Source organism: Roseovarius sp. B08 (assembly GCF_051417955.1).
GTDB lineage: Bacteria > Pseudomonadota > Alphaproteobacteria > Rhodobacterales > Rhodobacteraceae > Roseovarius.
The window spans coordinates 218,652-244,603 of record NZ_JBPRLW010000002.1 but is presented as its reverse complement, the minus strand read 5'-3'; the positions used below and the strand labels follow the sequence as shown (position 1 = coordinate 244,603).

The window sequence follows — 25,952 nt, the reverse complement described above, 5'->3', positions numbered from 1 at the left end:
GACATGCTGAATAGACGTCAATTACTCGGAGCCGGCGCCGCAGGTGCAACGCTGGTCTCTTCAAAAGCCTGGGGTCAAACCTTGAACATGGGGTTGCCAGAGGCTGCGCAGATGGACAGTGCGGCAACGGCGATCACGGCGCGTCCCAATTCTGGGCCGGACTACACGCCTGTGGTCACGCTGAACGGGTGGACCCTGCCGCACCGGATGAACAACGGGGTGAAGGAATTCCACCTCGTCGCCGAACCGGTCGAGCGCGAACTCGCTGATGGAATGATCGCGCATTTGTGGGGCTATAACGGCCAGTCCACGGGTCCAACGATCGAAGCGGTCGAAGGTGACCGGGTCCGCATCTACGTCACCAACAAGCTCCCCGAGGCGACGACGATTCATTGGCACGGGATGATCCTGCCTTCCGGCATGGACGGGGTCAGCGGACTGAGCCATCCCGGCATCCCGGCGGGCAAGACCTACGTCTACGAGTTTGACCTGATCAAATCCGGCACCTTCATGTATCACCCGCATGGCGATGAAATGGTGCAGATGGCGATGGGGATGATGGGCATGTTCGTGGTCCATCCCAAGGACCCCACGTTCATGCCGGTGGATCGTGACTTCCTGATCATGCTCAACGCCTTTGACATTGATCCCGGCACCTACGTGCCGCGCATCATGACCATGACCGACTTCAACTTGTGGACCTGGAACAGCCGGATCTTCCCCGACATCGATCCTCTGGTAGTCAACAAGGGAGACCGGGTGCGTGTGCGCGTCGGCAACCTGACGATGACAAACCATCCCATCCACATGCACGGCTATGACTTTAAGGTCACCTGCACGGATGGCGGCTGGGTGTCGCCTGAAGCGCAATGGCCAGAGGTCAGCATCGACATCCCCGTGGGCGCGATGCGCGCCTATGAGTTCGTCGCGGACCATCTGGGTGACTGGGCGATCCACTGTCACAAGTCACACCACACGATGAACGCCATGGGCCATGACGTGCCGACGTTCATCGGGGTCAACAAGAAGCCGCTGACGCAGAAGATCCGTCAGTTCCAGCCGGAATACATGCCTATGGGCACGAACGGGATGGGCGAGATGGCGAAAATGGAAATGCCGCTGCCCGACAATACCATCCCGATGATGACGGGTTGGGGCCCTTACGGCCCCATCGAGATGGGCGGCATGTTTTCGGTCGTAAAGGTGCGGGACGGCATCGACGCGGACGATTACTCCGATCCCGGCTGGTACGAGAACCCCCCGGGCGAGATGGCCTACGAATGGACCGGCGAGTTGCCTGAATTCGCCTCCAACAACAGCCCCAGGACCATTCTCACACAGAAACCAGCCTCGAAGGGCTGAGCAGCCCTTCGTCATCTCTAACCAAACCAACCTACAGGAAAATGAAATGAAAAACCTTCTTCTGACAACAAGCCTCGCGATCGCGCTTTCCACACAGGCCTATGCTACAGGCACGCACGGCGGTGGACATGATGAAAACCAGCCTACCGAACAGACAGAAATGATGGTCGGCATGCCGGGTGACCCCGCCAAGGTGGATCGCACAATCGACGTCACTTTGCTCGAAAACGATGAGGGCCAGATGCTGATCGAGAGCGAAGAGATGACCATCAAGGAGGGTGAAACCATCCGCTTCAACATCACCAACAAGGGTGAGTTGGAGCATGAGTTCGTACTCGACACGGTCGAGCGCAATGCCGAGCACAAGATCGAAATGGCCAAGATGGACATGGAGCACGACGATCCGAACCGTATCCGTCTCGATGCGGGCGCGTCGGGTGAGGTTGTCTGGACTTTCGCGAATTCCGGTACGTTCGAAGCAGCATGCCTGATCCCGGGCCACTACGAAGCCGGCATGCACCGTGAGGTCGCGGTCGGTGACCAGATAGCTCAGGCTGGCGTGGAGTACACGAGCGGGACCATCAAGAAAATCGACGCGGAGGCCGGCAAAGTCACAATCATTCACGGCCCTCTCGTCAACCTTGATATGCCCGCGATGACCATGGTGTTCCGCGCTGACGAAGCAATGATGGCCAAGATGGCGGAGGGTCAGGAAATCGAGTTCGTTGCCGACCGGGTTGAGGGCAAGCTTACTGTCACGCAGATGAAATAATCACTTAGATGTTCGGGTGGCGCGGTTGCCACCCGAACACTACTACCATCCGAGCGCGAACACTTTAATTGGCATCCAGATGCCCATGAGCATCATCATCAGGTTTTCAGTCAGAGAGATGAAACCCAGTGGCACATTGCTGTCACCGCCCACACAAGCACATTTAAGCTCGCGTTTATCGACATAGACCGCCTTAAAAACGCTTGTAGCTCCCACCGTTCCAATGAACAGCGCAACCGGCGCCGACAGCCAAGTGAGAGCGCCAGTAACCATAAGGATACCAGCGAAAGCTTCCCCAAACGGATAGAGGTAGCCGTATCGGACCCAACTGCGAGCCAGTAGATCGTAATTCAGGAACATTGTAGAGAAGCTCTCGACATCCTGCAGCTTCTGCACGGCGAGAAAGCACATGGAAATGGCGATGAACCATTCCGCCGCGCGCAGCGTGAAGATGCTACCGAAGCTTGCCCAGCTGAGGCCGAGCGCTAAGAAAAACGCGACCGAGAAGATCGCAATGACTGGCCGATAACTGGTTTCGTCGCCTTCCGTATTGTCGTTGCCGAAGTGCACTCGCAAAGCCTCGTAACCACCGATCCGCTCACCGTCGATGAAAGTCTGTGGCGTGGTCTCGACGCTGTGCTGTTCCATGAAGGCATCGGTGTCCTCCCGGGTGGTGAGATGGTAGTCCTCGACCTCATACCCCTCCCTTTCAAGAAGATCCTTCGACTTCAGGCCATAGGGACAGAGATGACCCGGCATCACCATGCGATAGAGCTTCGCCGTGCTAGGAGTTGCCTGCTGGTCCATGTCAGCCCCCGCAGCTGTAGAAGCCGCGGTAGCCGGCGGAGAGACCGGCGTCGAGCTCCAGCGTCATCGTCGCCTCGACCGGCTTGCTGCCCACCGAGTCAAGCGCCGCTCCGTCCTCGGCGGCGGTGAGAAGGATCGCCAGACCCTCGGTGCCTAGTTCCCCGGCCGCACCTTGGTCGATCCGCACGAGGTCGCCGCTCAGCTTGACCAGCCCGACGGCCTCACCATTCACTTCGCCAAGTGCCAGAGAAGCCGGACTGCCAGTGGTGTAGTTGAAGGTGCAGGCCGCGCCATTGGGCAGAAGCTGAGCGATCTCCTCCTCGGTCAGGAAACCGGGATCGAGCACGGCGATGTTCGCGGTAGAAAGGGCTTCGTCGAGGTTCACGATGCGAGGGCTCACGGGTTTCTCAGGCTCGGATACGTCACCCGATGCCTCCATCTCGTTGATGAGATAGCGCATTTCAGCGATTTCCTTGTCCTGCGCATAGATGATCTCGTCCGCCAGTTTTCGAACACGGGGATCAGAGATGTTGGCGCGGCTGGATGTCATGATCGCAATGGAATGGTGCGGGATCATCGCGCGCATGTAGCTGGTGTCCCCAACTGTGGCCTGCCCACGCACCAGCCAGAGAGATCCGGCGAATGCGACGGCAGCGCCGGCGAAGATCGCCGCATTGATCGCCTTGCTGGTATACATCGATAGCATGAAGACCAGCATGATGATCGCCATCGTTGCACCCATCAACAATGCCATGTAAGCCCTCGTTTCGGACCAAAAAATGTGGGAAATCAGATAAGTATTCAAATACATCAGTCCGAACATTACAACCGTGGAGGTCGCAATCATGGCTGCAAATCTCCAATATGACATGTTGTACTCCTTCTGCTTTCACTGTCGTCGCGGACATAGCAACAACAACCATCCAGCGCTGGAGGGTTCCAGGTTTTCGGGGCATTAAGTCATCTGACGCTTCTAGTCCTTCCCGCTCGTAACCACGAGAAAGATGGTGGAGGCCGAGCAACTAATTAGGAGAAAGCCATTCAGTGCCTCGGCACCGGCCAGAAAACGCAGATGGTCCGTGGGGTAGATATCGCCGAGGCCGAGGGACGAATAGTTGACCAGGGAAAAGTAGAAAACGTCCATAAACGTGTCGACGTTCTCCTGTTCAAAACCGCCGATACCGATGAGTTCACCGAAACTGAAGCCGAGGGCATAAAGTCCGGCTTCAATGATGTGGGCAAGCGCAAGCGTATAAAGAGCAATAAGGAGACGTGCGGACTGCGTGGACGGCGTCCCACGCGCCTGGTTCATCACAAGGGTCATCGCACGGACGTGCACCAGCCCGCTCGACCCGAACAGAACGACAACCAGAAGGATGGCCCAAACCACGTCTTCGGACCCGACTAAGTTGATTTGCGGCGGTCGTCCTCGTCGCGCCGTTTCATGGCCAGATCGGCTAGGATCGGGCAGTCCGGGCGGTGATCTCCGGCACACTCCTGGACGAGATGCGCGAGTGTCGCTCGCATTTCCTTTAACTCGGCGATCTTGCCGTCGATTCGCTCAAGATGTTGCTTGGCGATCTCCTTCACCACGGCGCTGGCACGCTCTTCGTCTTCGTAGAGTGCAAGAAGATTACGGCAATCTTCAATTGTGAAACCGAGCGCACGGGCGCGTCCCAGAAACGCCAGCTTGTGCGCGTCACTTTCACGGAACGTGCGATAACCGTTCGAACTGCGCAAGGGCTTGACCAGTCCGATATCTTCGTAGTAGCGGATCGTCTTGGCGGGCAGCCCGGAAAGGTCGGCCGCATCTCCGATATTCATTGCATGATCCTCCTTATTGAGCAGCGACAGGGGCAGGGGACAGAGAGTCCGCCCCTTCAGATTTCAAGCTGCTGGCTTCATCCATGGCCGGGCGGATCCGGCGCAAGCGCAACGCGTTAGTCAGCACAAAAACTGAGCTCAACGCCATTGCCCCGGCGGCCAGCACCGGCGACAGCAAAAGCCCGAAGGCCGGGTAGAGCACACCTGCCGCCACCGGGATCAGCGCGACATTGTAGCCGAAGGCCCAGAACAGGTTCTGGCGGATGTTGCGCATGGTCCGCCCGGACACATTGAGCGCGTTCACTACGCCGCGCAAATCACCCGACATCAGCACGACATCGGCAGATTCGATGGCAACATCGGTGCCGGTGCCAATGGCGATGCCCACATCCGCATGCGCCAGCGCGGGCGCGTCGTTGATGCCGTCCCCAACGAAGGCGATCTGTTGGCCGCCTTGCTGCAGTTCATCCAGCGCCGCCACCTTGCCATCGGGCAGGACACCCGCGATCACGTGGTCGATGCCGATCTCCCGCGCGATGGCCTCGGCCGTTTCGCGCTTGTCGCCGGTGATCATCGCGACCTTCAGCCCGAGACCATGCAGCGCCTCGATGGCGGCGCCGCTGGAGGGCTTCACCGGGTCGGCCACGCCGATAACCGCCGTGACCTTTCCATCCACGGCCGCGAAAAGGGCCGTCCGGCCCTGCTCCGTGAGCCGGCGCTCGGTATCGGCCAGCGCCTCGATGCTCAGTTCCTCGCGGGTCATGAGGCGATCCGCGCCGACAATCACGTCGTGCCCCGCGACCTTGGCGCGCACGCCGTAGCCGGTGATCGAGTCAAACCCCTCGACCGCGTGACGCGCCACGCCCTCGGCCTGCGCCGCGCGCATGATTGCCTCGGCAATGGGATGTTCGGACTGCGCCTCGACAGCCGCGACTAGCGCCAGAACCTCGGCCCGCTCAGATCCGTCGGCCAGAACGAGGTCGGTTAGTTCGGGGCGGCCCTCGGTCACGGTGCCGGTCTTGTCGAGCGCGACCATGTCCACGCCCGTCAGCTGTTGCAAAGCGTCGCCCTTGCGGAAGAGGACACCCATCTCGGCCGCGCGTCCTGTGCCAACCATGATGGAGGTGGGCGTGGCCAGCCCCATCGCGCAAGGACAGGCGATGATCAGCACCGAAACGCCTGCAACGAGCGCGTAGGACAGCACGGGCGCCGGTCCGATCAGCAGCCAGATCAGAACGGTCAGCGCGGCCAATGCCATAACCGCCGGTACAAACCAGAGCGTGATCCGGTCCACCATGCCTTGGATCGGCAGCTTGGCGCCCTGAGCTTCCTCGACCATGCGGATGATCTGCGCCAGCGTCGTGTCCGCCCCCACGCGGGTCGCGCGGAAGCGGAAGCTGCCGCTGCCGTTCACCGTGCCGCCGGTGACGGGATCGCCCTCGGACTTCGCCACGGGCACCGGCTCGCCGGTGATCATGCTCTCGTCGACATGCGCGCTGCCTTGGGTCAATTCACCGTCCACCGCGATGCGCTCGCCCGGCCGGACGACGAGGATGTCGCCGACGCGGATGCGCTCGATCGCCACGTCCCGTGCCTCGCCGTCCACCAGAACCCGCGCCGTGCGGGCTTGAAGGCCCAGCAGTTTCTGGATCGCGGCCCCCGTGCGGCCCCTGGCGCGCGCTTCCATCCAGCGGCCCAGAAGGATTAGCACGACGATAACCGCTGCGGCCTCGAAATAAACGGCACGCGCCGCCTCGGGCAGCACGGTGGGCGCGAAAAGCGCGGTGATAGAATAGACATACGCGGCCCCGCTCCCCACCGCGACAAGGCTGTTCATGTCGGGCGCCCCTTTGAACAGGGCCGGAAACCCCTTGGTGTAGAAATGGCGTCCGGGCCAGAACAGCACCACGGTCGTCAGCATGAACTGGATCATCCAGCTGGCCTGATAGCCGATGGTGCGCCCGATCATCTCGTGCATGCCCGGCACGAGATGCGCTCCCATCTCGAGCAGGAAGACAGGCAGGGCCAGTGCCGCCGCGAAAACGGTCCTGCGGGCGAGCGCATGAGCCTCGGCGTCCTTGCGCGCGCCGCGATCCTCTGCAGCATCTTCGATCAACTCGGCCGGGTAGCCCGCCGCCTCGGCGGCCTGCAACAGGTCAGCCGGATCGACAACGCCTTCGGGATAGGTCACGGTCGCGGTTTCCGACGCGAGGTTCACGTCCACGTCGAGCACGCCCGGCACCACCGCCAGCGCCTTGTCCACCCGTCCCACGCAGGAGGCGCAGGACATGGACGAGACGTTCAGGCGCACGGTCTGAGTGCGGGCGGGATAGCCGGCATTGTCCAGCGCCCCGATCACCTCGGGGATCCGGGCATCCGAGTCGATCCGGACCTGCGCCGTTTCGGCGGCGAGGTTCACGTTCACTTCGTCGATTCCGGGCAATGCTAAAAGCGCACGCTCGACTCGGCCGACGCAGGACGCGCAAGACATGTTCTGAACAGAAAAACGCAACTCTCTTGAGCTCGGCATGAACGTCTCCCTCATCTCCTGCAGGATAGCTAATGGTTCCCCCCGCTGGAAGGTCAACGGCGCCGAGACATTTTTTCGCCCTTGACCTTCCCATGCGGGAAGTAAGCATCCAATGCCGAGAACTGGAGAAAACAGATATGCGCAGCTACAAGGTTCCGGATATGAGTTGCGGCCATTGCACCGCAACGATCGAAAAGGCGATCAAGGCGATAGACCCAACAGCGTCCGTGACCTGCGATACGGGTACGCGGCAAGTCGAGGTTGATAGCGTTCTGAACGAGCACGCCCTGACGGAGGCGATCCGAAATGCCGGTTACGGTGTCACTGCTGCTTCGACGACCTGAAGATCACCGGTACCGGGCAATTCCGGCGCCAGTTATCCATCGTCGCATGAGGTTCATTCCTTTTCGCGGGCCTCATCGACCAAGGCTTCCAGTTGGTCTTGTTCGACCAAACCGGGAACCAGGTTGTCGCCGATCACGAATGACGGTGTGCCGTTGAAACCCAACGCCTGCGCCAGCCGCATCGATTCGTCGATGTGCGCCTGGACCTCCGGCGCTTCCATGTCCGAACGCAGCTGGTCCACGTCAAGGCCGATTTCTTCGGCGATCCGCAGGACAGACGCCTCTTGCGCACGTTCCTCCATGCCCATAAGCGCCCAGTGGAATTCTTCATACTTGTCCTGATTGCGTGCCGCCAGGGCTGCTTTCGCGGCGAAGACGGACCCGTCACCGAGTATCGGCCATTCGCGAAAGACGAGCCGCACATTCGGGTCCGCCTCGATCAAACCTTCAACCTCCGACATGGCACTGCGGCAATAGGGACAGTTGTAGTCGAAAAACTCCACAACAGTGACGTCCCCATCAGGATTGCCCAGCACCGGCGCGTTCGGATCCTCTTCCAAGAGCTGGCGTTGTTCCTTGAGCACGTCCGCCGCGGCCTCTGCCTGCGCGGTCGCTTCCTGCTGTTCGAGAAGCTGCACCGCTTCCATGATGATCTGGGGGTTTTCCAGAATCGCTTCTAGGGCCAGTTCCTTGACGCGTTCCTCGCTCAAGGCCTGTGCAAATGCGGAAAACGGCAACAGGATACTCAGGGCGAGCATTGCCAATCGAAGCGATATCATTTTCAGTTTCCTCGTTTCTGCTGTTCTGCCTCGCTGCGGGCGGCCTGGACCTCTCTCTGACGGTCGGGCCATGTGGATTTGATGAAGGCGAGGATGTTCCATATCTGCGCATCGGTCAGCTCGTCACCGAAACCGGGCATGCCGCTTTGGAAATCCACACCCTGCTTCGCGAGAGTCTTCTTTCCGCCGAGCTTGGTATAGTCGAACAGAACACTATCAGGATGATGCCAGGTGTGACCGGTTTCGTCATGCGGGGGTGCGGGCAGGATGCCATCCTCTCCGGCCGAGCGCCATCCGACCTGTCCCTCGAGATCGGCGCCGTGGCAAGAGGCGCAATACTCCTGGTAGAGTTTTTCGCCCTCGGCCAGATCGACCGTCTGCCGCAACGTCGCGGTGCCGGATGTGCCACTACCCGCCATCATCCAGGCGCCAACGCTAGCCGCGCCGACCACGAGTAGAAAGAGGACAAGCGAGCGTCGCATCATGTCACCTTCATCCAGGTCATCATGCCCGAGGCCGCGTGGCTGAGCATGTGGCAATGAAACAGCCAATCGCCGGGATTGTCGGCCACGAAACCGATCGTGCGGGTCTGGCCGCCGAACATCAGGATCGTGTCGCGCAAGGGCCCTAGGCCGCCATCCTCGCTGATCTCGCGGAAATGCAGCGCATGCAGATGCATCGCGTGAGGAAAGGACGTTTCGTTGTAGATCTGCAGCTTGACCGTTTCCCCATTCGCGACATCGACAAGCGGGGTATCGTTCATGCCGATTGTCCCGTTGAAAGACCAGAACTGGTTGGCGTCCACCAACTCACGAAAGCTTTTCTTCTCGCCATTCAGAAACGCGCTGTCGAGCGTGCCCATTGCGCCGCCCTGCATGTGAAGCCGTATTGTCTTGGCATCTTCTAGGCCGGTGACTTCCATCCGCGGGTTGGCAGGCAACGCCTCAGGTGCCTCACGACGCTTGTCCGCGGCCCGCCCGGTCACGCGGAACGCCGCCTGCGAGACCCCCTCCTGATCCTCGATCCGCACGAGGTGCGCGGTCTCGCCCGGCGCGGCTGTCACGTCCGCGATCACATCGGCCCGCTGGCCGGGGCCGAGGATCAGCGGCTCAGCCAGAGGCTGGGTCTGTGACAGCGGCATACCGTCCAGTGCAACCGTCCAGCCCTCCATGCCCTTGAGTGCCAGCACGAAAATCCGGGCATTGGCCGCATTCACGAGGCGCAGGCGCAACCGCTCGTTCTGACGCACGTCAAAGGCAAGGTCATGCCGACCGTTGCTGACGATGAAATTCCCGCGCCGCCCGGCATGGCTGCGGTCGTGGCGCGAGGTGAAATCCGGGTCGATCTGAGCGGTCTCGGGGCTTAGCAGCCAATCATCGAGTATTAGCACTTCTTCGCGGTCCACGTCCGTCGGACTGGGTTCCTCGACGATCAACGCGCCGTAAAGACCGCGCGCCACCTGCTCGGTCGAGCGGTTATGCGCGTGATACCAGTAGGTCCCGGCGTCCGGCACGACGAAATCATAGTCGAAGTTCCGGCCCGGATCGACCGCTGGCTGAGTCAGGCCCGCAACCCCCTCCATCGCGTTGTCGATGCGAACGCCATGCCAGTGGACGGAACTTGCCTGCGGCAGCTCGTTCACGAAGCGGCGGCGCAGGCGCGCGCCTTGCGCAAGCCGGATCTCAGGTCCAGGCATCACGCCGCCGTAACTCCAGATTTCGGTCTCGGGATAGCCATCCGGCGCCAATTGGATGCTGGCCGGCTGGGCTTCGAGAAATTCGACATCCGAAGCCGCTGCGAGCGATCGGCGCGGTAAGGCGAAAGCCGCGGTGGCCATCGCACCCTGCATCAGAAAGTCACGTCGCGTCGGCATTGGTTTCCTGTGTTTCGATCACGGGACACGCCCGAAGGAAATGCTCAGTTGATCCCGTTCTCCCTCTGCAATTCACGTACATAGCGTGCGATCAACTCGACGTCGCCATCAGTCAAACCTTCGACCGGCGGCATGTTTCCGAAATTCCAGTGATGCGCGCGCACACCGTTTTTCGCGGCCATCACGAACGCCATGTCGGAATGGTGGTTCGGTTCGTAGATCTTGTGCACGAGTGGTGGTGCGACCTCGTTCTGGCCTGCCGCGTTCTTGCCGTGACATTCCGCACATTTCGCCTCGTAGGCCCGCTTGCCCATCTGCGCCTGGTCCGAAAGCTCCGCCGGCAGCGAAACTTCGACCATGGGGGCGCCCGATTCCAGATCACTGGTGTCGGGAGGTACCACCGAATGGCCCATCCCCTGCTGGGGTTGCTGCGCGATTTTCCAGTAGACTATTGCGCCGCCCAACACGAAGAAGGCCAGAATGGCTAGAACTGTCTTGTTCATTTGATCCTTACTTCAGATAAGTTTGACTTGGGTGCCGATTGGAGTCCTGTCGAACACTTCGATGATATCTTCGTTGTAGAGACCGATGCAGCCGCTGGAGGATTTGCGACCGATCTTGCGCGTGTCGCCGGTCCCATGGATGCGGTAGTACTGCCAGGTCAGATGCATGGCGCGCACGCCCAGCGGGTTCTCGGGGCCGGGGGCGACATATACCGGCAAAGACGGATCGCGCTCGCGCATCGACGGAGTGGGCACCAAATCCGGCGCATCGTCCTTGTAGACGATCTCGCTATAGCCACGCCGCGTGAGTTCGTCGCCCTTAGGAACCGATGTGGGGTAGATGCGCATCTCCCCATCCGCGGTCCAGTGCTGAAGAACTCTGGTGTTGGTATCGGAAAGCAGAATTCCTTTGCCGAGCGCGTCAAAGTGATCCTGCCAGCGATGCAACCGGAATGACGAAATATTCCGGCGAACCGAGTCCGAACTCTTGGGCCCGCAACACCGATGGTGCCGCAAGAGCAACGAGCCCTCCAACCGAAAAGAATAGAAAGCCTCGGCGTTTTATTGCCCTGGGGGTCTTGTCTTCCATCGTCCGTCTCCGCGCATTCGATCCCTGAATGGTACTCTTGAACCGCCTTCCCGCACTGGAAGGTCAAGAATGGTCGGGATGAAAACTCCGTGAAATACGTAACGGTTTGTATCGCTCACCTCCCTGCAGGATAAGCCTTTAGCAGGGTTTCGAATTACGGGGCCTCGACATTATGAAAATGGCCAAATCACGAGTAGAGCTTTCCAATTCAAGTAACATGATGAACTTTGGGATATGAGTCTGCTGTGCGGTCACACTTGCGCCGGTTTTGTTTTATGCTGTGGCAGGTCGTGTATCTGTTGGCTTCTCGAGCAACACGTTCATACTCGCGCCTTTGGCATGATGTCTGGGAGGTCATTTCGGCGAAGCGGGAAAGGGCATGATGGCTTAGCCTTGGAGTTCTTGCTTGCGGCGCCGAAACTCATCTTCGTCGATCTCACCGCGTGCATAGCGTTCCTTGAGGATCTCCATCGCATCGCGAGTTTCGCCCAAACGGTTGCTGGTGAGCATACGGAAGAAGAATACGGTAACCGCGATAATCACCCCCCAGAAAAGGATCATGCCGAAACCTCCCCACCAACCATGACCATCTCCCCACATCATGTGTCCAAAGGTGTTATCAGCAATGCCGCCTGGATCCGCGAGGGCCGAGACTGTGCCCGCAAACAGAGCGATTACGCTGGATTTGACCGTCATATAGGCATTCATGATACTGTCTTTTCTTGCTGGTTGGAACTTTGTGAAAACGGCAAATCGAGTCGCGCAAGAAGCCCGCCGTCCGGGTGGTTCTGCAAAGTTATATCGCCGCCATGCGAGCGCAGGATGGTGCGTGCGATTGACAGGCCGAGACCGGTGCCACCCGTCTCGCGTGAGCGTGACGTCTCGACCCGAAAAAATGGTTCGAAAACCTCTTCTAGCTGCGTCTCCGGGATGCCGGGACCATGATCACGAACCCAGATTGATGCCCTGTCATACTCGCGGCTATACGTGACCTCGACCTCGTCGCCGTAACGTACTGCATTCTCAATGACGTTCCGCAAAGCTCGGCGCATGGATTGAGGCCGAAGCCTCATCTGAAGCGGTGTGTCCGTTTCGAGTCGGAATGCGTTGAGCATGTCACTCTTCAGCTCAGTGAGAAATTCGCCCAATTCTATTGTTTCAGGAGGTTCACTTATTGCCATGCCCCGAGCGAAAGCCAGTGTGCGCTCGACCATATCCTGCATTTCCTCGATGGATTTCACCAAGGCGTCGCGCGTCTCTTCCTCCTCCACCATCTCGGCGTGAACCCGCAAAGCGGTCAGTGGCGAACGCAAATCGTGACCCAGAGCGGCCATTATACGCGTCTTGTCAGCAACCGTGCGTACCAGTCGCTCCTGCATGTGATTGAAGGTATCCGTCAGTTCTCTGACTTCGTTTGGCCCCGCGACTGGAAGTGGTTTGTTTTCCTCTCCCCTACCGAGCCTCTCTGCGGCTTGCGCCAAGCGCCTTAACGGCCAGGTAAGGCGAGCAAGCAAGTACCAGCAAGCAACACCGATTAGGAACGCCGCCGTGAAACCAAAACTCACCGCAGAAAAGATTGGCCACTGTAGCGGCGGTCGCTGAAAGCGCGTATCGACATTCAGCCATGTGCCATCTTCGAGAGCGATAGATAATGTTAATTCAAGCCCTGAGATCTTGTCATGCATCATCTGCTTGTGCTCTGCGACTATTTGCGGCGACACTGAACTCATTGGTGGGAATGCGCGCTCAAACTCATGCAATTCTACTCGGATTTCGCGACTGTCTTCAGGGCTAAACAATGACCTGACGCGCGCTTCGACAGCTCCTCCGGCGCGGTGATCAAGATGATCAACAGCCGCCTGCGAGTCGATCCGAAACCGTGCCAGCGGCGAGTCTGCGGCTCGAAGAATGGAAGCTCGCAAGTCCGTTGGAGCCTGTTCGAGTAGCAGGGTCACATTCGCCGCGCGCCCGGCCGCTTCTGCCCCTATAGCAGCACGCACGGCGAGACTGCGCTCGTCCACGAACAGCCAAATGCTAATCGCCTGAGCGACGGCGAGACTACCGATGATGAGCAAAAGAAGCTGGACGCGTAGATTATCGAGGCGCTTGCGGATCACTGCTGCACCTCGACATCCGTTGAAAGGCAATAGCCCCCGTTTCGAACCGTTGTGATGATCTTCGGACGACCTGGGTTGTACTCGATCTTCCGCCTGAGGCGGCTGATCTGGTTGTCAATCGTCCGGTCGAAAGCGGCCGGTGTTCGTCCGACTGTCAGATCAAAAAGCTGTTCTCGGCTCATCACGATACGCGGGCGCTCGAGCAAGATCGTCAGAAGTTTGAATTCTGATGTCGTCAGTACGTCCTCGCGGCCATCCTCTGCGAAAAGGCGGCGCGTATCGGTTTCGAGCGTCCAGTCCGCGAACCTGACCCTGCTGCCCGTAAGACTCCCGGCGAGCGCTTCCGGTTTCTGCGCGCGGCGCAGAATTGCCTTTATCCGCGCCAGTAGCTCGCGAGGATTGAAGGGCTTGGGCAAATAGTCATCCGCACCGACTTCGAGGCCGATGATGCGGTCCATTTCCTCGCCAAGCGCTGTCAACATGAGGATTGGGGCCAGCCCTGTGGTGGACAGACGACGACAGACCGATATCCCGTCTTCGCCTGGCAACATCACGTCGAGAACAATAAGGTCATAGCGGCCAATCTTGAGTAGACTATCCATCTGGGAAGCGTCGACCGCCGTCGTCACGCGCATGTCATTCTTTTCCAGGTATCGCGCAACCGCTTTGCGAATTTCGGCGCTGTCATCGACCAGAAGTATGTGCGGAGATTTTGTCATCTTTTGTACCTAAGCGATGGAAGGATCGTTGCCGAGAAAATTTGTCACTTAATGTAACAAAGCCGCACTTTGCGACAGATTGATACACACGTGCCGTTAGCAGCGTTCCAAACCCAAGTCATACTTCATCGGCGAACAATTCATGTAGGAGAAAAGGAGAAAGTGAATGAGACGTAAACTGGCACTGATTTTTTGTACAACCGTCGCTGTGTCTGGTGGTGGTGTTGTCTTGGCAGACAACGGCTACGGTACCGGGCATCACGAACTGCCCAAGCGAGGTGATGCCACCCATTCGGGAGATACAATGAAAGACCACTTTCGGCACATAGACCGCAATCAGGACGGCATGGCGTCGCGCGAGGAGGTTGAAGCCCACGATGAACGTGACAAATGGTTCAAGCGAAACGCTTTGCTCGGGGAGTTTGTTAATCCAGGTTTTTAGTTGTGAAGAACTCTCACAAAAGGTCAGGGTGGCTTGCTGAACGAGAGCGTGATCGAATTCTGCTCTCGCAGGCTTAGCTTTTGATTGAAGGAAGCTATCTCAAGCAGCTGAGCCGCTACAAGTTTTTCAGAGTTGACTAAATTGGCCACGCCGTCACGGCCCTTATTTCCGGAACGGCGTGGTGCTTTGTTTCAGCCTAGATTGCCAGCAGGGCTGTTGTACACACCGCAGCGTTGCTTATGCTGATTTGGCACTAACTAATCAGCTCAACTGCTTTGTCAGTAATCTTGCATAGCGGTGGACCTAAAACTGCAGTGTCCGCTTTGGCTGAAATCGCCAGAACCTATGGTATTTGAACGAATTGATTCCCACGCGCTCACCTGTTGCGCGGTCAATGCGTACCACAAGGTTACGCTCGCGTGCACTCGACCAGATTGCATCTTTATCCGCTGCAACGCCGTGCAGGTTTCCTCCAAGTTCAAACGAATCAAGAGTTTCACCACTGTCGGCATTATCAATTGAAACCTTGCCGACGTCAGACTCGCTGACAATCAATTGACGGGCCTCGGCATCCAGCACCATGTGCTTGGGTGGACCTTGCAGTTTGAAGTTGCGCGTAACAATCCCGTCTTCAGCGATCGAGTTCGCTGATCGCGTCATTCCCGGCGTTGGAAACGAAGAAATAGCCCCTCTTTGGCTCGGCGATTACATATTCCGGGATCGGCCCCGTGGCGACGATCGCAGTAACCTCACCGCGTTCCAGGTCGATCAGCGAAACAGCATCGAGTCCAGGATGCGTCACCGCGGCGAAGCGTTCGTCCGACGAAACCCCGACATAGTGAATGATGCCGGGAACTTCGATGCGACGCAGGATTTCATGACTGTCCGCGTCGACCAAGGTGACCAGACTCGAAGTGGCCGGGCCGGCATCTTCTCTGCTTCCATGGTTAGCTACGTGATCCTCCTCAGAAACTTCGGAAGGCTTGGGCACCATGCCGACTTCGGTTTCCGTAAGACTACCGGCAGCCAGGATGCCGCGGTTTGTTGCGCCTGCCAGTCCGTGAACGTTGTCGAGACCCTCGATGCGGCCAACAACCTCAAAGGCTTCATTTAGATGAAGTACTGTTGCGAGTTCTCCTTCCGGATTTTACACATCGGCTATTGCAGCGCTGCTAGTGAGTACTAGTGCACCGATTGCCAGTAACGGCATTCTCATAGGGTCGCTCCTTGTTTGCGCATGGGTTTCCGTGTTGATTTCCGACGCTACCCGAACCGGAATCGATGAACTGCGTCGACTGTGCGTTCTCTATCGCGAGGCGAAGCACGGATGAAAGGAAAGCCATAGCCGTTACGAAACTTAATCTGACTGCGGCGCACTTTGAGCGCCACAGTCGTATTCTAGCTACAGAGAATTTGACTTTCCTTAGTCAGCAAGAGCGCCTGCTTTATAGCCTCATTGGCCTCGCTGCGGATTGCCAAGGCGCTCTTCGAACATGCTCTTGAACTCTGATGCAGCCTGCATATGGGCCTCCATCTCCGCGCGCGTGACCTTGCCGTCCTTGTTTTGATCGGCGTGATCGAAATGGCCGCTCATCGTATCGTTCATGTGGATGTTATTATCGCGGTCGGGCAGATCATGATGCCCGGTTATATATCCCGTGTCCGCGAGCGCTGCGCCGCCGAGAGCCGTAGCAAATGCGGTTGCGAGAATGAGCGTGGTCTTACGTTTCATTGAAAGCCTCCATTTTGACGGGTTGCAGGACCAAAGTGGCAAATGCGACGTGTCTTGCAACAGGCTCCCGGCGCTGTCGTGTAACAGTCTGTCGCAAAAGCCGACCTGGTTACATTTGGTGACAGATTCCCTCGGTATCTGACGCTTGATCCTGTCGATCCTAGACAGGATGAACGTGAGCCGGTTCGATGAAAGGACTGCCTATGACACCAGTAGCGGCCCTGAAGATTGTCCTTGCGATGGTGCTCTGGGCCTTGTGCTTTCCGGTCATCGTGGTCGGGCTCAAATACTCGCCTCATCTAACTTTTGCCGCCATGAGGGCGCTCCTCGCAGGCGGCGTGCTCACAGTTTTGGCGCTGATCTTAGGGCGACCATTTCCGCGAGGGCACCGGGTTCGGTTGACGCTAGCGGGAGTTGGCTTCGGTGCGACGAGTCTTGGCTTTCTTGGGATGTTTCATGCGGCGGAGTTTGTCTCACCGGGCCTTGCGACGGTAATAGCGAATACGCAACCTCTTCTGGCAGCTGTCCTCGCGGCGTTCTGGCTTGGGGAAAAGCTGTCCTTGATTGGTAGCATAGGCTTGTTTGCCGGATTTGCAGGGATCGTGCTAATTGCTCTGCCCGATTTTCTGGATGATGGAAACGAGAGTTATGTTATAGGCGTTTTGTAAATCATTCTTGCAGCCGCTGGCGTTACGTTTAGCAACGTCCTGATAAAATCCATTGCAGGAAAGGTGGACAGCCTTTCGGCAATGGGAGAGCAGATGCTGTTAGGCAGCGTACCACTCGTCATTGCGGCGATGTCCATGGAGGAGCCAACTACAATTAACTGGGCGCCCGCATTCATCGCGTCGCTTCTCGTCCTGGCCATGGCAGGATCGGCACTTGTCTATTGGCTGTGGTTCTCAGCGCTTGAAACAGTCCCATTGAATCGGGCCAATGCCTTCAGTTTTCTTATTCCGGTTTTCGGACTGACCTTGGGCATCGTTGTCTATGGCGAGTGGCTCTCTGTCTTACAAATTGTAGGTATCGCTATGATATTTTTGGGAATAGCGATGGTTCACCGCGGAAAGGAACGGACACTCAATGAGGTTTGAAGACGCAATCTTGCGAAGCAAACGAGAACCGGTCGTTCATCCGTCACCTTCGATGAACGAATTTGGGCGCCGCGTTATTTCGATTTTAATGCAATGTGCTCACATCTCAATGAAATGGAGGGATGAGATATGACGGAGCCAGACAAAAAAACACGGGAACCCGCCCAAGACCGCGACCCCGCCGAGATCGCGCTTTCAGAGGGTCGGCAAGCCTTTATGGGATTTCTGGTGCGCCGCTTGGGCAACAAGGCGGATGCGGACGATGTTTTGCAGGAATTCTGCGTTCGGGTGCTGACGCGCAAAGACCAGCTGCGAGATGTGGAGCGAATGGATTCCTGGCTCTATGCCATCTTGCGATCGACGATGAACGATCATTTCCGTAAGTTGGCTCGCCGGGGGCGCCTCGCCGAAGCGTATGGCAGAGAACCCGAGGCATTGGCTGATGATGCCCCCGCACAGATGGCGCAATTTTGCCGTTGCCTGGGTGGTCTGGTCCCGGCGCTGCGGGCAGCAGATGCAGAATTGATTCGTCGGGTCGACTTCGCAGAGGAGGACCGTGCCGCGGTCGCCGTCGACATGGGCCTGACCCGCAACGCGCTTGGCGTGCGTCTGCATCGTGCCCGCGCGGCCTTGCGCGATGCGCTGACGGGTCATTGTGGCAAGTGCTGCAAGACAGGTTGGGATGACTGCTACTGCCCTCCGATCGGCTGCGAAAACCCCGAAGATGAGACCCACTGTGCTCCCAAGGACGCATCGAACTGATGCTAGGTGAATAGGCCCAGCTTGTAATGGATTCCGCCAGGAAGCGTCGACTTACGGGAAAGCCCAGGTCTGGGCGTCATGGCAGGGACACCAAAATGATCAGCGGAGAGGAAAATATATCGGATCAGGCAATCCATGAGCGCCTTGCCTCCTCAACGGAGTTGTTTCGTCTCGTTCACCGGATAGGCTGCGCATGCGCGTCGCATTCGCACCATGCCGATGCTCCGGTTTCCCAAAAACTCTTTCGGAGGATCGAAAGTGACGACCAGAGTCTGGTTGAAGCGGCCAGAATTTTGGGCCTCGGACCCAAGGACTGCGCCTACCTCCTTGCCGGATTACGTCGCGATATGGCGACCGAACTCGTGGTTCTGCTGCTAGATACCGAAAGACCGTCTCCTGTTGTTTCAAATGAGACCAGCAATTCAAAGCTACTGAAGTAGCGGCCTGATAGCAGCAAAAACCAACCGAACAGCGCTGCGGCTAATGGCCGTCGTGAACTCGACCAACAGCAAGCGACGGGGAACAAGATGTCCAATTCAAAACAGACAATTGGTGTCCCAAACGCAGCCGTCGGCGAGACTTTCTCTACTATGCCGCTGCAGCCACCGGAGTAGTAGCAAGGGCCGCTGCGGTCTGACCGCTGATCAATTCCATGAACCCTTCGGTAGATGTCATCAGCCAATCGACCAGTATCCTCGATCTGACGGACGTAGCGGTAGGGTGCAGGATCACGGATGACTGGGCAGGCAAGCCCGCCTTCATATGGCGGCGTTCGCCGGAGGTGATTTCCGGGGCGCGCGCGACAGATCTCGAAGAGCTAGTTGATCCGATTGATGCCATTGAGGATAACTCCAACAAAGATCGGGCGATGCCGGCGCGCGATCAAAAGAGGTCGGCAGGCGAGGGAGGTGGGTGGGTGGTCGTGATAGTTGTGTGCACCCAATTGGGGTGTGTGCCGGTCGGCCAGGATAGCTCTAGCGTTTGAGGGTTCGGCGGATGGTTTGGCCCGTGCCACGGATCGCATTGCGATCAGTCGGACCGAACTCGAAAAGATGCCGCACCGCGAAATCTCGATATTCCGCCCTATAGCCTCGCGCCCGATTTGTTGCTGAAAAGCGGAACAAAGCGACCTGCTGGATCGGTCGCGAAATCCACCGATTTCCCTGTAATGGAATGACGTGGCAGGCGTCTTCAATATGAATTCAGGATTGAAGGAGAAAAAGATGGCTCAAAATACCATCGAAAACGATAAATCTCAAACCCAAACCGCAAAGCCCGGTGGGTGCTGTGGCGGCAGTTCTGTCAGTCTAGCCACCGAAGTCCGGCCCGAGGCCCGATCGACCGCTGCACGCTCCGGGAGATGCTGCTGCAGCAATAATTGAGATCGACCGCGTTACGGTCTCGCGTAGCGAGAAGGTTAGGCCGGTAACTTTTCAACATTCATCCAAAAGAAGGACAACATAGTCATGATTTCGCTAAGCGCCTTTGAAGGACTCTGTGCCCTGTTTCTCGCCCACTCGTCTTACGCATGGGTAAATCGCGATATAGCCATCCGGATTCCCCTCGAACAAGATCACACATCGGGAGCCATCTTCGGCACCCATTGTGACAAAACGATACAGGAAACCTCGTGACACCTCTTTGGCTGTGGGTGCAGTCATCTCCCCAGCGAGACAGCCCCAAAGAGTTTGGAAGAAGAAATTATGTCTGATCGCACACCTGTTCGCATCTATCCCTTAGGCATAGCCCTTGGGACTCTGTTGGCGATCAGCTTCGTGCTTTGCGTTATCTTCGGCCTGCTGTTCCCGACCGCCACCATGTATCAAGCCTGGCTACCACTTCTGCCCGGCGTGACCTGGATCAGCTGGTCGAGCGCCTTTCTGGGGCTGGTCGAGAGCTTTGCCTATGGCTGGTACATCGCCGTGATCTTCGTGCCAACGTTCAACTTCTTTTCGGGAAGGAAAAGGACATGAATTGCCGATGTTGTCCGGCCCGCTCCGGCATGGGTCATAGCCGAAGAATGTGGCAGCGAGGCAGATGGAAGAGCTGAAAAACATGCCTGTCTGAAAACAGGTCAGCGAAGACACCTGATTTCTGCCGGCCACGGGCACATTTTTGACATCTCGGATCGGGGATAGACAGCATCTCGCCGGAACGGGATAGGAAAGGACGCAAAATGAACGACAGCAAAGGCCAGCAAGTAAGGGAGGCTGACGACCTGGAAACTTTCAACACGATTCCGGAAGGCTACACCGGCACAGTCTACACCTGCCCGATGCACCCCGAGATACGTGGCACCGAAGAAGGGAAATGCCCGAAATGTGGCATGTTCCTGGTCCCCGAGGGCGAGGCCGCGGACCACGCCCATCACGGCCATGATCACTCCGGCCACAGTCACGCCCACGGCGCCGCAACAGCGGGGGTCAAGGGGGGTGAATACGACACCGTGCCCGAAGGCTACGCCGGCACGGTGTATACCTGCCCGATGCACGCCGAAGTCAGGCATCCCGGCCCCGGCTCCTGTCCGATCTGCGGTATGGGGCTGGAGCCCGAGACCGTCAGCGCAGAGGACGAAGGCCGTAACCCCGAACTGGTCGATTTCACCCGGCGGTTCTGGGTCGGTGCCGTTCTAACCATCCCGGTCTTGGTCCTCGCGATGGGGCCGTTCGTCGGTTTCACCTATTTCATGGAATTGCTGGGCGAACGGACATCTCTCTGGCTGGAACTTGTCTTGTCGACTCCGGTGATTTTGTGGTCGGGCTGGCCGTTCTTCGTGCGCGGTTACCACTCCTTCCGAACGATGAACCTGAACATGTTCAGTCTGATCGGGATGGGCGTGGGCGCGGCCTACATATTCAGTATCCTTGCGGTCATTGCGCCCCAGATATTCCCAGCGGGTTTCCGCGATGAGAACGGCAACGTCGGTGTCTACTTCGAGGCCGCCGCCGTGATCGTCACGCTGGTTCTTCTTGGGCAGGTCATGGAACTGCGCGCCCGCGAAGGTACCGGAAAGGCGATTCGCGCCCTCTTGGACATGGCTGCGAAGACAGCGGTGGTGATCCGCCCCGATGGAACCGAGGAAGAGATCGAGCTCGAGCAGGTGCAACTGGGCGATCACCTGCGTGTCCGGCCCGGCGATAAGGTGCCGGTCGATGGGGTCGTCGTCGAAGGGCGCTCCTCGGTGGACGAGTCGATGATCAGCGGCGAGCCTGTTCCCGTCGAGAAAGTCGCCGGCGAACCCGTCACCGGCGCCACGATCAACGGCACCGGCAGCCTCGTGATCGAAGCCACGCGCGTCGGCGCTGACACGATGCTCAGCCAGATCGTGCAGATGGTCGCCGATGCGCAGCGCAGCCGCGCGCCGATCCAGAAATATGCCGATCAGGTGGCAGGCATGTTCGTGCCGGCTGTCATAGCGGTCGCCATCGTGTCTTTCGTCGTCTGGTCGATCTGGGGACCGGACCCGGCCATGGCCTATGGCCTTGTTTCGGCGGTGGCGGTGCTCATCATCGCGTGCCCCTGCGCGCTTGGCCTTGCCACGCCGATGTCGATCATGACCGCGACGGGTACGGGGGCGCAGTTGGGTGTGCTGATTAAGAACGCCGAAGCACTGGAACGGTTCGAGAAGATCGACACACTGATCGTGGACAAGACGGGAACCCTGACCGAAGGCAAGCCCAGGCTGGTGGCGGTATTGCCCGAAGACGGCCATGACGAGGCCGAGGTGCTGCGTCTCGCCGCTTCGCTCGAACGTGGGTCGGAACACCCACTGGCCGAGGCTATCGTGCGTGGTGCAGAGGAACGCGGCGTGGATTTCGCAAAGGCCGAGGATTTCGAGGCGGTGACCGGTAAGGGCGTCAAGGGCCGCGTCGATGGCAAGGCCGTTGCCTTGGGTAATGCGGCGCTGATCCGAGACATGGGGCTGGATAGCGGTGCCCTGGTGGGTGCCGCCAATGCGCGGCGCGACGAGGGTGAGACCGTCATGTTCATCGTGTTCGACAGCACGATCGCCGGGCTCGTCTGCGTGGCCGACCCGGTGAAGGAGACCACGCCCACCGCCCTCAAGGCGCTGCACGAACTGGGGTTCCGCATCATCATGGCCACCGGCGATAACGAGCGCACCGCGCTGGCCGTCGCGAACCGCCTTGGCATTGACGAAATCCGCGCCGATGTCCTTCCCGAGGACAAGGCCCGGATCATCAAGGAATTGCAGGAGCAGGGTCGGAAAGTCGCGATGGCGGGCGACGGGGTCAATGATGCCCCGGCGCTGGCACAGGCCGATGTCGGCATTGCCATGGGCACCGGCGCAGACGTCGCTATCGAGAGCGCGGGCTTCACTCTGGTCAAAGGCAACCTGGACGGTATCGTGCGCGCCCGAAAGCTGAGCCAGGCCACGATGCGCAACATCCGCCAGAACTTGTTCTTCGCGCTTATCTACAATGCCTCGGGCGTGCCGATCGCCGCGGGCGTACTCTATCCATTCTTCGGCATCCTGATCGGCCCCATCTTCGCCGCTTTCGCGATGAGTGCGTCATCGCTGTCGGTTGTGCTGAACTCCTTGAGGCTGAGACGACTGAAGTTCTGAGCCAATGACGGCAGACAATTTCTCCCTTCGACAGCAACAGGATCAAAGTAAATGACTGAGCACAATCATAACCACGACAATCAGAAAAAGGGCTTTTGGAATTCTCGCACAGGCGTCTTTCTTCTGATTGCTCTGGGGATTGGAGCGTTCCTCCTCGCATTCGAACATCGTGTCCATATTTTCGGCGGCAATGGGTTTCTCGCGCTGCTTCTTCTTGGATGCGTCGTAATGCATCTCTTCATGCATGGTGGGCACGGGGGTCATGGCGGAGGTGACAAGTCATGATGCATGATTCAGGATATGGGCTGTGGATACTTGCCCTGCTGAATGCGGCCATTTTCATCATGTTTGCATTCAGCTTCTTCAAGCCGCAAACGGCGCGCGACTGGCGCAGCTTTGGAGCTTTCAGCGCGTTTCTCGTTGCGCTGTTTACTGAAATGTATGGCTTTCCTCTCACGATTTATCTGCTGTCCGGTTGGTTGCAGACCTCATATCCGGGCATTGACTGGTTTTCGCACGATGCCGGCCACCTTCCGGAAATGCTCTTCGGCTGGCAAGCGAACCCCCATTTTGGTCCTTTCCACATCCTGAGTTTCGTTCTGATCGGGCTTGGGTTCTGGATGATCTCGGCTGCCTGGCGAGTGCTCTACCAAGCCCAACGGAACGGTACGCTGGCTACCAGTGGTCCCTATTCGCGAGTCCGACATCCGCAATACGTGGGCTTCATCCTCGTTTTGACCGGCTTTCTGGTCCAGTGGCCGACATTGCTGACACTGGCAATGTATCCGGTGTTGATCTGGATGTACGTGCGGCTTGCTCGCGCAGAGGAGCGGGAAACCCGGGCCGCGTTGGGAGACAGGTTCGACGCGTATGCCGCGCGTGTTCCCGCCTTCTTGCCAAACCTCACGCAGACACATGACGCAACTCAATGACAAGACGGGAGCGGACCCATGAGCGACAATCCAACCGATAGGGAATCACACAGTGATGGCGTATCGTCATGGTTTCCGACCGCGTACTCGATCCTTTTTGTCTTAATCATCATTGTCGCAGCCCTGACCTGGATCATCCCCGCAGGACAATATGATCGTGCGATGAACGAAGAGGTCGGGCGTGAAGTCGCCGTGCCGGGAACCTACCAGACCGTCGATCCCAATCCGCAGGGCTTTGTCGAAGTCATGCTAGCTCCCGTGGCAGGACTCTATGACCCGGACAGTTATGCGGCGAACGCAATTGATGTAGCGCTGTTTGTGCTCCTGCTGGGTGGGTTTCTTGGCGTAGTCAACGCCACCAAAGCCATCGATACTGGCATTCAGACGGCGATGGGTCGCATGAAAGGGCGCGAGATCTGGAAGCCAGACTCGCTTACATCAATTTCGTCGTCGAAGGAAGTCGTAAGGATGTTTGGGGTTTTGCAGGTTTGAACGCCGAAGAAAATGCCGAGTCAAGCAGTCGCGACATTTGAGCTTGTTGATTGCTGTGCACTACCTTTCCACGCCCCCCGGAATACCGTTCAGGCCGGTAGTGATACAGTCTGTTACAAGAATCTGCTTGAGCTTCCAGTGCTGAAATCCCCTAAGAGGAACTACGACAAAGCCTATTGACCATGCAGAGCGACGCGATTTCCTATATTATGCAACTGCCGGGGCAGGGGCCGTAGTCACGGGCGCGGCCATCTGGCCGCTTGTTAACCAGATGAACCCTGCCGCTGATGTCAGAGCTTTGCTCAGTATCCGCGTGGATATTTCCAAGCTGACACCCGGCACGCAACTCACTTTGAAGTGGCGGGGAAAACCGGTGTTCATCCGCTATCGAACTGAAGAGGAAATTTCTGCGGCGCGTTCCGAAAGTGTCGCCGACCTACCTGATGCGATCGCAAGAAACCCCAACTTCGACGGGGACGTGCCGGCGACCGATGAGCACCGGGCAGTTCCCGGCCGCGAAGAGTATTTGGTCATGATTGGCGTTTGCACTCACTTGGGATGCGTTCCGCTTGGAAACGGCTCCGGCGATTTTGGAGGTTGGTTTTGCCCTTGCCACGGCTCGCATTATGACACCGCCGGGCGCATCAGAAAAGGACCCGCACCAGAGAACCTTCACATTCCGGACCTTTCGCTGTCGGATGACTTGATTCTCGTTTTGGGATAAACGGCGCGCAGCGTTTCATTGCATAGGTTCGAGCGGATCGAAACTTACACTGTCTCGGTTGTCTTCTGGTCGCGATCTCGCTGTTGCATGCGAAAAGCCCAACAGATCAATGCCAGTCCGGCAAAGATCATTGGCAGCGACAACGCCTGCCCCATCGTTAGTCCCCAGGTTCCGAATTGCAGGGCGTGTCCGATTGGGTTATCCTCACTTACGAATTGCAAATCCGGCTGCCTGAAGAACTCGACGAAGGCCCTGGACATGCCATAGCCCGCAAGAAACACTCCTGTCAGGGCACCGGGCCTTTTCAGCCAGCCCTTTCGCCATGCCAGAACCAGCATAAGGATGCCCAGCACCATTCCTTCGAGCAACGCTTCGTAAAGCTGCGACGGGTGCCTCGCGCAGAGCCCCTCGATGCCGGGGCAGGTCTGCGCGGCTTCGCCCGGAAAGACGACCCCCAGGGCATTGTGGTGGGGCGGCCCCAAAGCTCGTTATTCGTGAAGTTCGCGAGACGCCCGAGAAAGAGCCCCGGCGGCGTCGCCAGCGCCAAGAGATCCGCCGTGCTCAGTAATGGCAAACGCCAGCGCAGACAATAAACGAGAGCCGCAACCGTCACCCCGAGAAACCCGCCGTGGAAGGACATGCCACCCTGCCACACCATCAGGATCTCTGACGGGTTTTGCAGGTAGTATTGCGGCTGGTAGAATAGGACATAGCCGAGGCGCCCCCCGATGATGACGCCGAGGATGATCCATGTCAGAAGGTCGTCGACCTGTGCGGGCTTCATCGGCGCCCCCGCGCTCGGCCAGATTGCGGGCCGCCTGGCGGCCCGAACGCAAATACGCCAGCCAATGAGTATGCCGACGATATACGCGAGCGCATACCAGCGCAGCGCGAGGTGGAATCCGAAGATATCGAACGAAAAGACTTCGTGGCCGATGTCGGGAAAGGGCAATGCGGCGGTCAGCATCGG

At 58.2% G+C, this 25,952-nt stretch carries 31 protein-coding genes and 2 pseudogenes; 15 read left to right on the top strand and 18 right to left on the bottom strand.

The annotated features are described in order from the left end of the window. Window positions 1-3 precede the first annotated feature (3 nt). Together ACSQ76_RS22535 and ACSQ76_RS22530 are read left to right on the top strand one after the other, a co-directional pair. Window positions 4-1,362, top strand: coding sequence for a multicopper oxidase family protein (locus tag ACSQ76_RS22535; RefSeq protein ID WP_152477320.1), 1,359 nt, complete (start codon window positions 4-6; stop codon window positions 1,360-1,362). Window positions 1,363-1,408: 46 nt separating this feature from the next. Then, window positions 1,409-2,134 carry a copper-binding protein gene (locus ACSQ76_RS22530; protein WP_437158377.1) on the top strand — a complete coding sequence of 242 codons (726 nt, stop codon included), beginning with the start codon at window positions 1,409-1,411 and terminating at the stop codon, window positions 2,132-2,134. A gap of 42 nt (window positions 2,135-2,176) precedes the next feature. Here the strand turns inward: ACSQ76_RS22530 and ACSQ76_RS22525 are convergent, their stop codons facing one another. The 5 genes from ACSQ76_RS22525 to ACSQ76_RS22505 form a co-directional block, all read right to left on the bottom strand. After that, window positions 2,177-2,941: a MauE/DoxX family redox-associated membrane protein gene (locus tag ACSQ76_RS22525; RefSeq protein WP_437158408.1), complete on the bottom strand. Its 765-nt coding sequence runs from the start codon at window positions 2,939-2,941 to the stop codon at window positions 2,177-2,179. A gap of 1 nt (window position 2,942) precedes the next feature. Next, the gene (locus tag ACSQ76_RS22520; RefSeq protein WP_437158407.1) at window positions 2,943-3,812 is read right to left on the bottom strand and encodes a DUF305 domain-containing protein; all 870 of its coding nucleotides are present in this window, start codon (window positions 3,810-3,812) and stop codon (window positions 2,943-2,945) included. Between the two features lie 102 nt (window positions 3,813-3,914). Then, a complete protein-coding gene (locus ACSQ76_RS22515; protein ID WP_437158406.1) occupies window positions 3,915-4,331 on the bottom strand; it encodes an ion channel in 417 nt (138 codons plus the stop codon). Window positions 4,332-4,345: 14 nt separating this feature from the next. Continuing rightward, window positions 4,346-4,765, bottom strand: a complete 420-nt coding sequence (gene cueR / locus ACSQ76_RS22510; RefSeq protein WP_437158405.1) for a Cu(I)-responsive transcriptional regulator — start codon at window positions 4,763-4,765, stop codon at window positions 4,346-4,348. A 13-nt stretch (window positions 4,766-4,778) separates the two neighbouring features. Continuing rightward, window positions 4,779-7,295, bottom strand: coding sequence for a heavy metal translocating P-type ATPase (locus ACSQ76_RS22505; RefSeq protein WP_437158404.1), 2,517 nt, complete (start codon window positions 7,293-7,295; stop codon window positions 4,779-4,781). Window positions 7,296-7,432: 137 nt separating this feature from the next. On the opposite strand from ACSQ76_RS22505, the gene ACSQ76_RS22500 reads away from it, so the two are divergent. Then, complete coding sequence (locus tag ACSQ76_RS22500) at window positions 7,433-7,639, top strand: heavy-metal-associated domain-containing protein (RefSeq protein ID WP_437158403.1); 207 nt, start codon at window positions 7,433-7,435, stop codon at window positions 7,637-7,639. A gap of 53 nt (window positions 7,640-7,692) precedes the next feature. On the opposite strand, the gene ACSQ76_RS22495 is transcribed toward ACSQ76_RS22500, so the two are convergent. The 9 genes from ACSQ76_RS22495 to ACSQ76_RS22455 all read right to left on the bottom strand — a co-directional run bounded on the left by ACSQ76_RS22495 (window position 7,693) and on the right by ACSQ76_RS22455 (window position 14,219). Beyond that, complete coding sequence (locus tag ACSQ76_RS22495) at window positions 7,693-8,397, bottom strand: DsbA family protein (RefSeq protein ID WP_437158481.1); 705 nt, start codon at window positions 8,395-8,397, stop codon at window positions 7,693-7,695. A gap of 23 nt (window positions 8,398-8,420) precedes the next feature. Next, a complete protein-coding gene (locus tag ACSQ76_RS22490; protein WP_425442947.1) occupies window positions 8,421-8,840 on the bottom strand; it encodes a c-type cytochrome in 420 nt (139 codons plus the stop codon). A 59-nt stretch (window positions 8,841-8,899) separates the two neighbouring features. Beyond that, the gene (locus tag ACSQ76_RS22485) at window positions 8,900-10,291 is read right to left on the bottom strand and encodes a multicopper oxidase family protein (RefSeq protein WP_437158402.1); all 1,392 of its coding nucleotides are present in this window, start codon (window positions 10,289-10,291) and stop codon (window positions 8,900-8,902) included. Window positions 10,292-10,335: 44 nt separating this feature from the next. Next, on the bottom strand, window positions 10,336-10,794 hold the full coding sequence (locus ACSQ76_RS22480) for a c-type cytochrome (protein ID WP_437158401.1): 459 nt from the start codon (window positions 10,792-10,794) through the stop codon (window positions 10,336-10,338). Window positions 10,795-10,806: 12 nt separating this feature from the next. Next, window positions 10,807-11,142: a L,D-transpeptidase gene (locus ACSQ76_RS22475; RefSeq protein ID WP_437158400.1), complete on the bottom strand. Its 336-nt coding sequence runs from the start codon at window positions 11,140-11,142 to the stop codon at window positions 10,807-10,809. A 73-nt stretch (window positions 11,143-11,215) separates the two neighbouring features. After that, window positions 11,216-11,383, bottom strand: coding sequence for a hypothetical protein (locus ACSQ76_RS22470; protein WP_437158399.1), 168 nt, complete (start codon window positions 11,381-11,383; stop codon window positions 11,216-11,218). Between the two features lie 387 nt (window positions 11,384-11,770). Beyond that, window positions 11,771-12,091, bottom strand: coding sequence for an SHOCT domain-containing protein (locus ACSQ76_RS22465; RefSeq protein WP_245890553.1), 321 nt, complete (start codon window positions 12,089-12,091; stop codon window positions 11,771-11,773). Further along, a complete protein-coding gene (locus ACSQ76_RS22460; protein WP_437158398.1) occupies window positions 12,088-13,500 on the bottom strand; it encodes an ATP-binding protein in 1,413 nt (470 codons plus the stop codon). The genes ACSQ76_RS22465 and ACSQ76_RS22460 overlap by 4 nt, the downstream gene beginning before the upstream one ends. Then, on the bottom strand, window positions 13,497-14,219 hold the full coding sequence (locus ACSQ76_RS22455; protein ID WP_437158397.1) for a response regulator: 723 nt from the start codon (window positions 14,217-14,219) through the stop codon (window positions 13,497-13,499). The genes ACSQ76_RS22460 and ACSQ76_RS22455 overlap by 4 nt, the downstream gene beginning before the upstream one ends. A gap of 166 nt (window positions 14,220-14,385) precedes the next feature. Between ACSQ76_RS22455 and ACSQ76_RS22450 the strand changes: the two genes are divergently transcribed. After that, window positions 14,386-14,661, top strand: coding sequence for a hypothetical protein (locus ACSQ76_RS22450; RefSeq protein WP_437158396.1), 276 nt, complete (start codon window positions 14,386-14,388; stop codon window positions 14,659-14,661). A gap of 303 nt (window positions 14,662-14,964) precedes the next feature. Here the strand turns inward: ACSQ76_RS22450 and ACSQ76_RS22445 are convergent, their stop codons facing one another. From ACSQ76_RS22445 to ACSQ76_RS22435, 3 genes are all read right to left on the bottom strand, one after another. Next, window positions 14,965-15,243 carry a YncE family protein gene (locus ACSQ76_RS22445; RefSeq protein ID WP_437158395.1) on the bottom strand — a complete coding sequence of 93 codons (279 nt, stop codon included), beginning with the start codon at window positions 15,241-15,243 and terminating at the stop codon, window positions 14,965-14,967. A 49-nt stretch (window positions 15,244-15,292) separates the two neighbouring features. After that, window positions 15,293-15,655, bottom strand: a complete 363-nt coding sequence (locus tag ACSQ76_RS22440) for a YncE family protein (protein WP_437158394.1) — start codon at window positions 15,653-15,655, stop codon at window positions 15,293-15,295. Window positions 15,656-16,114: 459 nt separating this feature from the next. Further along, window positions 16,115-16,393, bottom strand: coding sequence for a hypothetical protein (locus ACSQ76_RS22435; protein ID WP_437158393.1), 279 nt, complete (start codon window positions 16,391-16,393; stop codon window positions 16,115-16,117). 203 nt (window positions 16,394-16,596) lie between these two features. Between ACSQ76_RS22435 and ACSQ76_RS22430 the strand changes: the two genes are divergently transcribed. The 11 genes and pseudogenes from ACSQ76_RS22430 to petA all read left to right on the top strand — a co-directional run bounded on the left by ACSQ76_RS22430 (window position 16,597) and on the right by petA (window position 24,982). After that, the gene (locus tag ACSQ76_RS22430) at window positions 16,597-17,061 is read left to right on the top strand and encodes a DMT family transporter (RefSeq protein ID WP_437158392.1); all 465 of its coding nucleotides are present in this window, start codon (window positions 16,597-16,599) and stop codon (window positions 17,059-17,061) included. Next, window positions 17,062-17,487: a DMT family transporter gene (locus tag ACSQ76_RS22425; RefSeq protein WP_437158480.1), complete on the top strand. Its 426-nt coding sequence runs from the start codon at window positions 17,062-17,064 to the stop codon at window positions 17,485-17,487. Window positions 17,488-17,616: 129 nt separating this feature from the next. Continuing rightward, a complete protein-coding gene (locus tag ACSQ76_RS22420) occupies window positions 17,617-18,249 on the top strand; it encodes an RNA polymerase sigma factor (RefSeq protein WP_437158391.1) in 633 nt (210 codons plus the stop codon). A gap of 95 nt (window positions 18,250-18,344) precedes the next feature. After that, the gene (locus tag ACSQ76_RS22415) at window positions 18,345-18,689 is read left to right on the top strand and encodes a hypothetical protein (RefSeq protein ID WP_437158390.1); all 345 of its coding nucleotides are present in this window, start codon (window positions 18,345-18,347) and stop codon (window positions 18,687-18,689) included. A 131-nt stretch (window positions 18,690-18,820) separates the two neighbouring features. After that, window positions 18,821-18,886: pseudogene (locus ACSQ76_RS22410) on the top strand (ubiquinol-cytochrome c reductase iron-sulfur subunit N-terminal domain-containing protein); the annotation flags it as partial. Between the two features lie 1,066 nt (window positions 18,887-19,952). After that, window positions 19,953-20,222 carry a DUF5676 family membrane protein gene (locus tag ACSQ76_RS22405; RefSeq protein WP_437158389.1) on the top strand — a complete coding sequence of 90 codons (270 nt, stop codon included), beginning with the start codon at window positions 19,953-19,955 and terminating at the stop codon, window positions 20,220-20,222. Window positions 20,223-20,425: 203 nt separating this feature from the next. Continuing rightward, window positions 20,426-22,834, top strand: coding sequence for a copper-transporting P-type ATPase (locus tag ACSQ76_RS22400; protein ID WP_437158388.1), 2,409 nt, complete (start codon window positions 20,426-20,428; stop codon window positions 22,832-22,834). Window positions 22,835-22,885: 51 nt separating this feature from the next. Then, complete coding sequence (locus tag ACSQ76_RS22395) at window positions 22,886-23,119, top strand: DUF2933 domain-containing protein (RefSeq protein ID WP_437158387.1); 234 nt, start codon at window positions 22,886-22,888, stop codon at window positions 23,117-23,119. After that, the gene (locus ACSQ76_RS22390) at window positions 23,116-23,766 is read left to right on the top strand and encodes a methyltransferase family protein (RefSeq protein WP_437158386.1); all 651 of its coding nucleotides are present in this window, start codon (window positions 23,116-23,118) and stop codon (window positions 23,764-23,766) included. Before ACSQ76_RS22395 ends, ACSQ76_RS22390 begins: the two co-directional genes overlap by 4 nt. A gap of 18 nt (window positions 23,767-23,784) precedes the next feature. Further along, the gene (locus ACSQ76_RS22385) at window positions 23,785-24,258 is read left to right on the top strand and encodes a hypothetical protein (RefSeq protein WP_437158385.1); all 474 of its coding nucleotides are present in this window, start codon (window positions 23,785-23,787) and stop codon (window positions 24,256-24,258) included. Window positions 24,259-24,433: 175 nt separating this feature from the next. Continuing rightward, window positions 24,434-24,982: a ubiquinol-cytochrome c reductase iron-sulfur subunit gene (gene petA / locus ACSQ76_RS22380; protein ID WP_103764601.1), complete on the top strand. Its 549-nt coding sequence runs from the start codon at window positions 24,434-24,436 to the stop codon at window positions 24,980-24,982. A gap of 44 nt (window positions 24,983-25,026) precedes the next feature. Here the strand turns inward: petA and lgt are convergent. Continuing rightward, window positions 25,027-25,832: pseudogene (lgt, locus tag ACSQ76_RS22375) on the bottom strand (prolipoprotein diacylglyceryl transferase). Window positions 25,833-25,952: the final 120 nt, after the last annotated feature.

What these genes read in the sequence shown, in the direction of transcription:
- ACSQ76_RS22535 (WP_152477320.1), top strand. Translation starts at nt 4, where the DNA reads ATGCTGAATAGACGTCAATTACTCGGAGCCGGCGCCGCAGGTGCAACG.
- ACSQ76_RS22530 (WP_437158377.1), top strand. Translation starts at nt 1,409, where the DNA reads ATGAAAAACCTTCTTCTGACAACAAGCCTCGCGATCGCGCTTTCCACA.
- ACSQ76_RS22525 (WP_437158408.1), bottom strand. Translation starts at nt 2,941, where the DNA reads ATGGACCAGCAGGCAACTCCTAGCACGGCGAAGCTCTATCGCATGGTG.
- ACSQ76_RS22520 (WP_437158407.1), bottom strand. Translation starts at nt 3,812, where the DNA reads ATGTCATATTGGAGATTTGCAGCCATGATTGCGACCTCCACGGTTGTA.
- cueR (WP_437158405.1), bottom strand. Translation starts at nt 4,765, where the DNA reads ATGAATATCGGAGATGCGGCCGACCTTTCCGGGCTGCCCGCCAAGACG.
- ACSQ76_RS22505 (WP_437158404.1), bottom strand. Translation starts at nt 7,295, where the DNA reads ATGCCGAGCTCAAGAGAGTTGCGTTTTTCTGTTCAGAACATGTCTTGC.
- ACSQ76_RS22500 (WP_437158403.1), top strand. Translation starts at nt 7,433, where the DNA reads ATGCGCAGCTACAAGGTTCCGGATATGAGTTGCGGCCATTGCACCGCA.
- ACSQ76_RS22495 (WP_437158481.1), bottom strand. Translation starts at nt 8,397, where the DNA reads ATGCTCGCCCTGAGTATCCTGTTGCCGTTTTCCGCATTTGCACAGGCC.
- ACSQ76_RS22490 (WP_425442947.1), bottom strand. Translation starts at nt 8,840, where the DNA reads ATGATGGCGGGTAGTGGCACATCCGGCACCGCGACGTTGCGGCAGACG.
- ACSQ76_RS22485 (WP_437158402.1), bottom strand. Translation starts at nt 10,291, where the DNA reads ATGCCGACGCGACGTGACTTTCTGATGCAGGGTGCGATGGCCACCGCG.
- ACSQ76_RS22480 (WP_437158401.1), bottom strand. Translation starts at nt 10,794, where the DNA reads ATGAACAAGACAGTTCTAGCCATTCTGGCCTTCTTCGTGTTGGGCGGC.
- ACSQ76_RS22475 (WP_437158400.1), bottom strand. Translation starts at nt 11,142, where the DNA reads ATGCGCATCTACCCCACATCGGTTCCTAAGGGCGACGAACTCACGCGG.
- ACSQ76_RS22470 (WP_437158399.1), bottom strand. Translation starts at nt 11,383, where the DNA reads ATGGAAGACAAGACCCCCAGGGCAATAAAACGCCGAGGCTTTCTATTC.
- ACSQ76_RS22465 (WP_245890553.1), bottom strand. Translation starts at nt 12,091, where the DNA reads ATGAATGCCTATATGACGGTCAAATCCAGCGTAATCGCTCTGTTTGCG.
- ACSQ76_RS22455 (WP_437158397.1), bottom strand. Translation starts at nt 14,219, where the DNA reads ATGACAAAATCTCCGCACATACTTCTGGTCGATGACAGCGCCGAAATT.
- ACSQ76_RS22450 (WP_437158396.1), top strand. Translation starts at nt 14,386, where the DNA reads ATGAGACGTAAACTGGCACTGATTTTTTGTACAACCGTCGCTGTGTCT.
- ACSQ76_RS22445 (WP_437158395.1), bottom strand. Translation starts at nt 15,243, where the DNA reads ATGGTGCTGGATGCCGAGGCCCGTCAATTGATTGTCAGCGAGTCTGAC.
- ACSQ76_RS22440 (WP_437158394.1), bottom strand. Translation starts at nt 15,655, where the DNA reads ATGGTGCCCAAGCCTTCCGAAGTTTCTGAGGAGGATCACGTAGCTAAC.
- ACSQ76_RS22435 (WP_437158393.1), bottom strand. Translation starts at nt 16,393, where the DNA reads ATGAAACGTAAGACCACGCTCATTCTCGCAACCGCATTTGCTACGGCT.
- ACSQ76_RS22430 (WP_437158392.1), top strand. Translation starts at nt 16,597, where the DNA reads ATGACACCAGTAGCGGCCCTGAAGATTGTCCTTGCGATGGTGCTCTGG.
- ACSQ76_RS22420 (WP_437158391.1), top strand. Translation starts at nt 17,617, where the DNA reads ATGACGGAGCCAGACAAAAAAACACGGGAACCCGCCCAAGACCGCGAC.
- ACSQ76_RS22415 (WP_437158390.1), top strand. Translation starts at nt 18,345, where the DNA reads ATGATCAGCGGAGAGGAAAATATATCGGATCAGGCAATCCATGAGCGC.
- ACSQ76_RS22405 (WP_437158389.1), top strand. Translation starts at nt 19,953, where the DNA reads ATGTCTGATCGCACACCTGTTCGCATCTATCCCTTAGGCATAGCCCTT.
- ACSQ76_RS22400 (WP_437158388.1), top strand. Translation starts at nt 20,426, where the DNA reads ATGAACGACAGCAAAGGCCAGCAAGTAAGGGAGGCTGACGACCTGGAA.
- ACSQ76_RS22395 (WP_437158387.1), top strand. Translation starts at nt 22,886, where the DNA reads ATGACTGAGCACAATCATAACCACGACAATCAGAAAAAGGGCTTTTGG.
- ACSQ76_RS22390 (WP_437158386.1), top strand. Translation starts at nt 23,116, where the DNA reads ATGATGCATGATTCAGGATATGGGCTGTGGATACTTGCCCTGCTGAAT.
- ACSQ76_RS22385 (WP_437158385.1), top strand. Translation starts at nt 23,785, where the DNA reads ATGAGCGACAATCCAACCGATAGGGAATCACACAGTGATGGCGTATCG.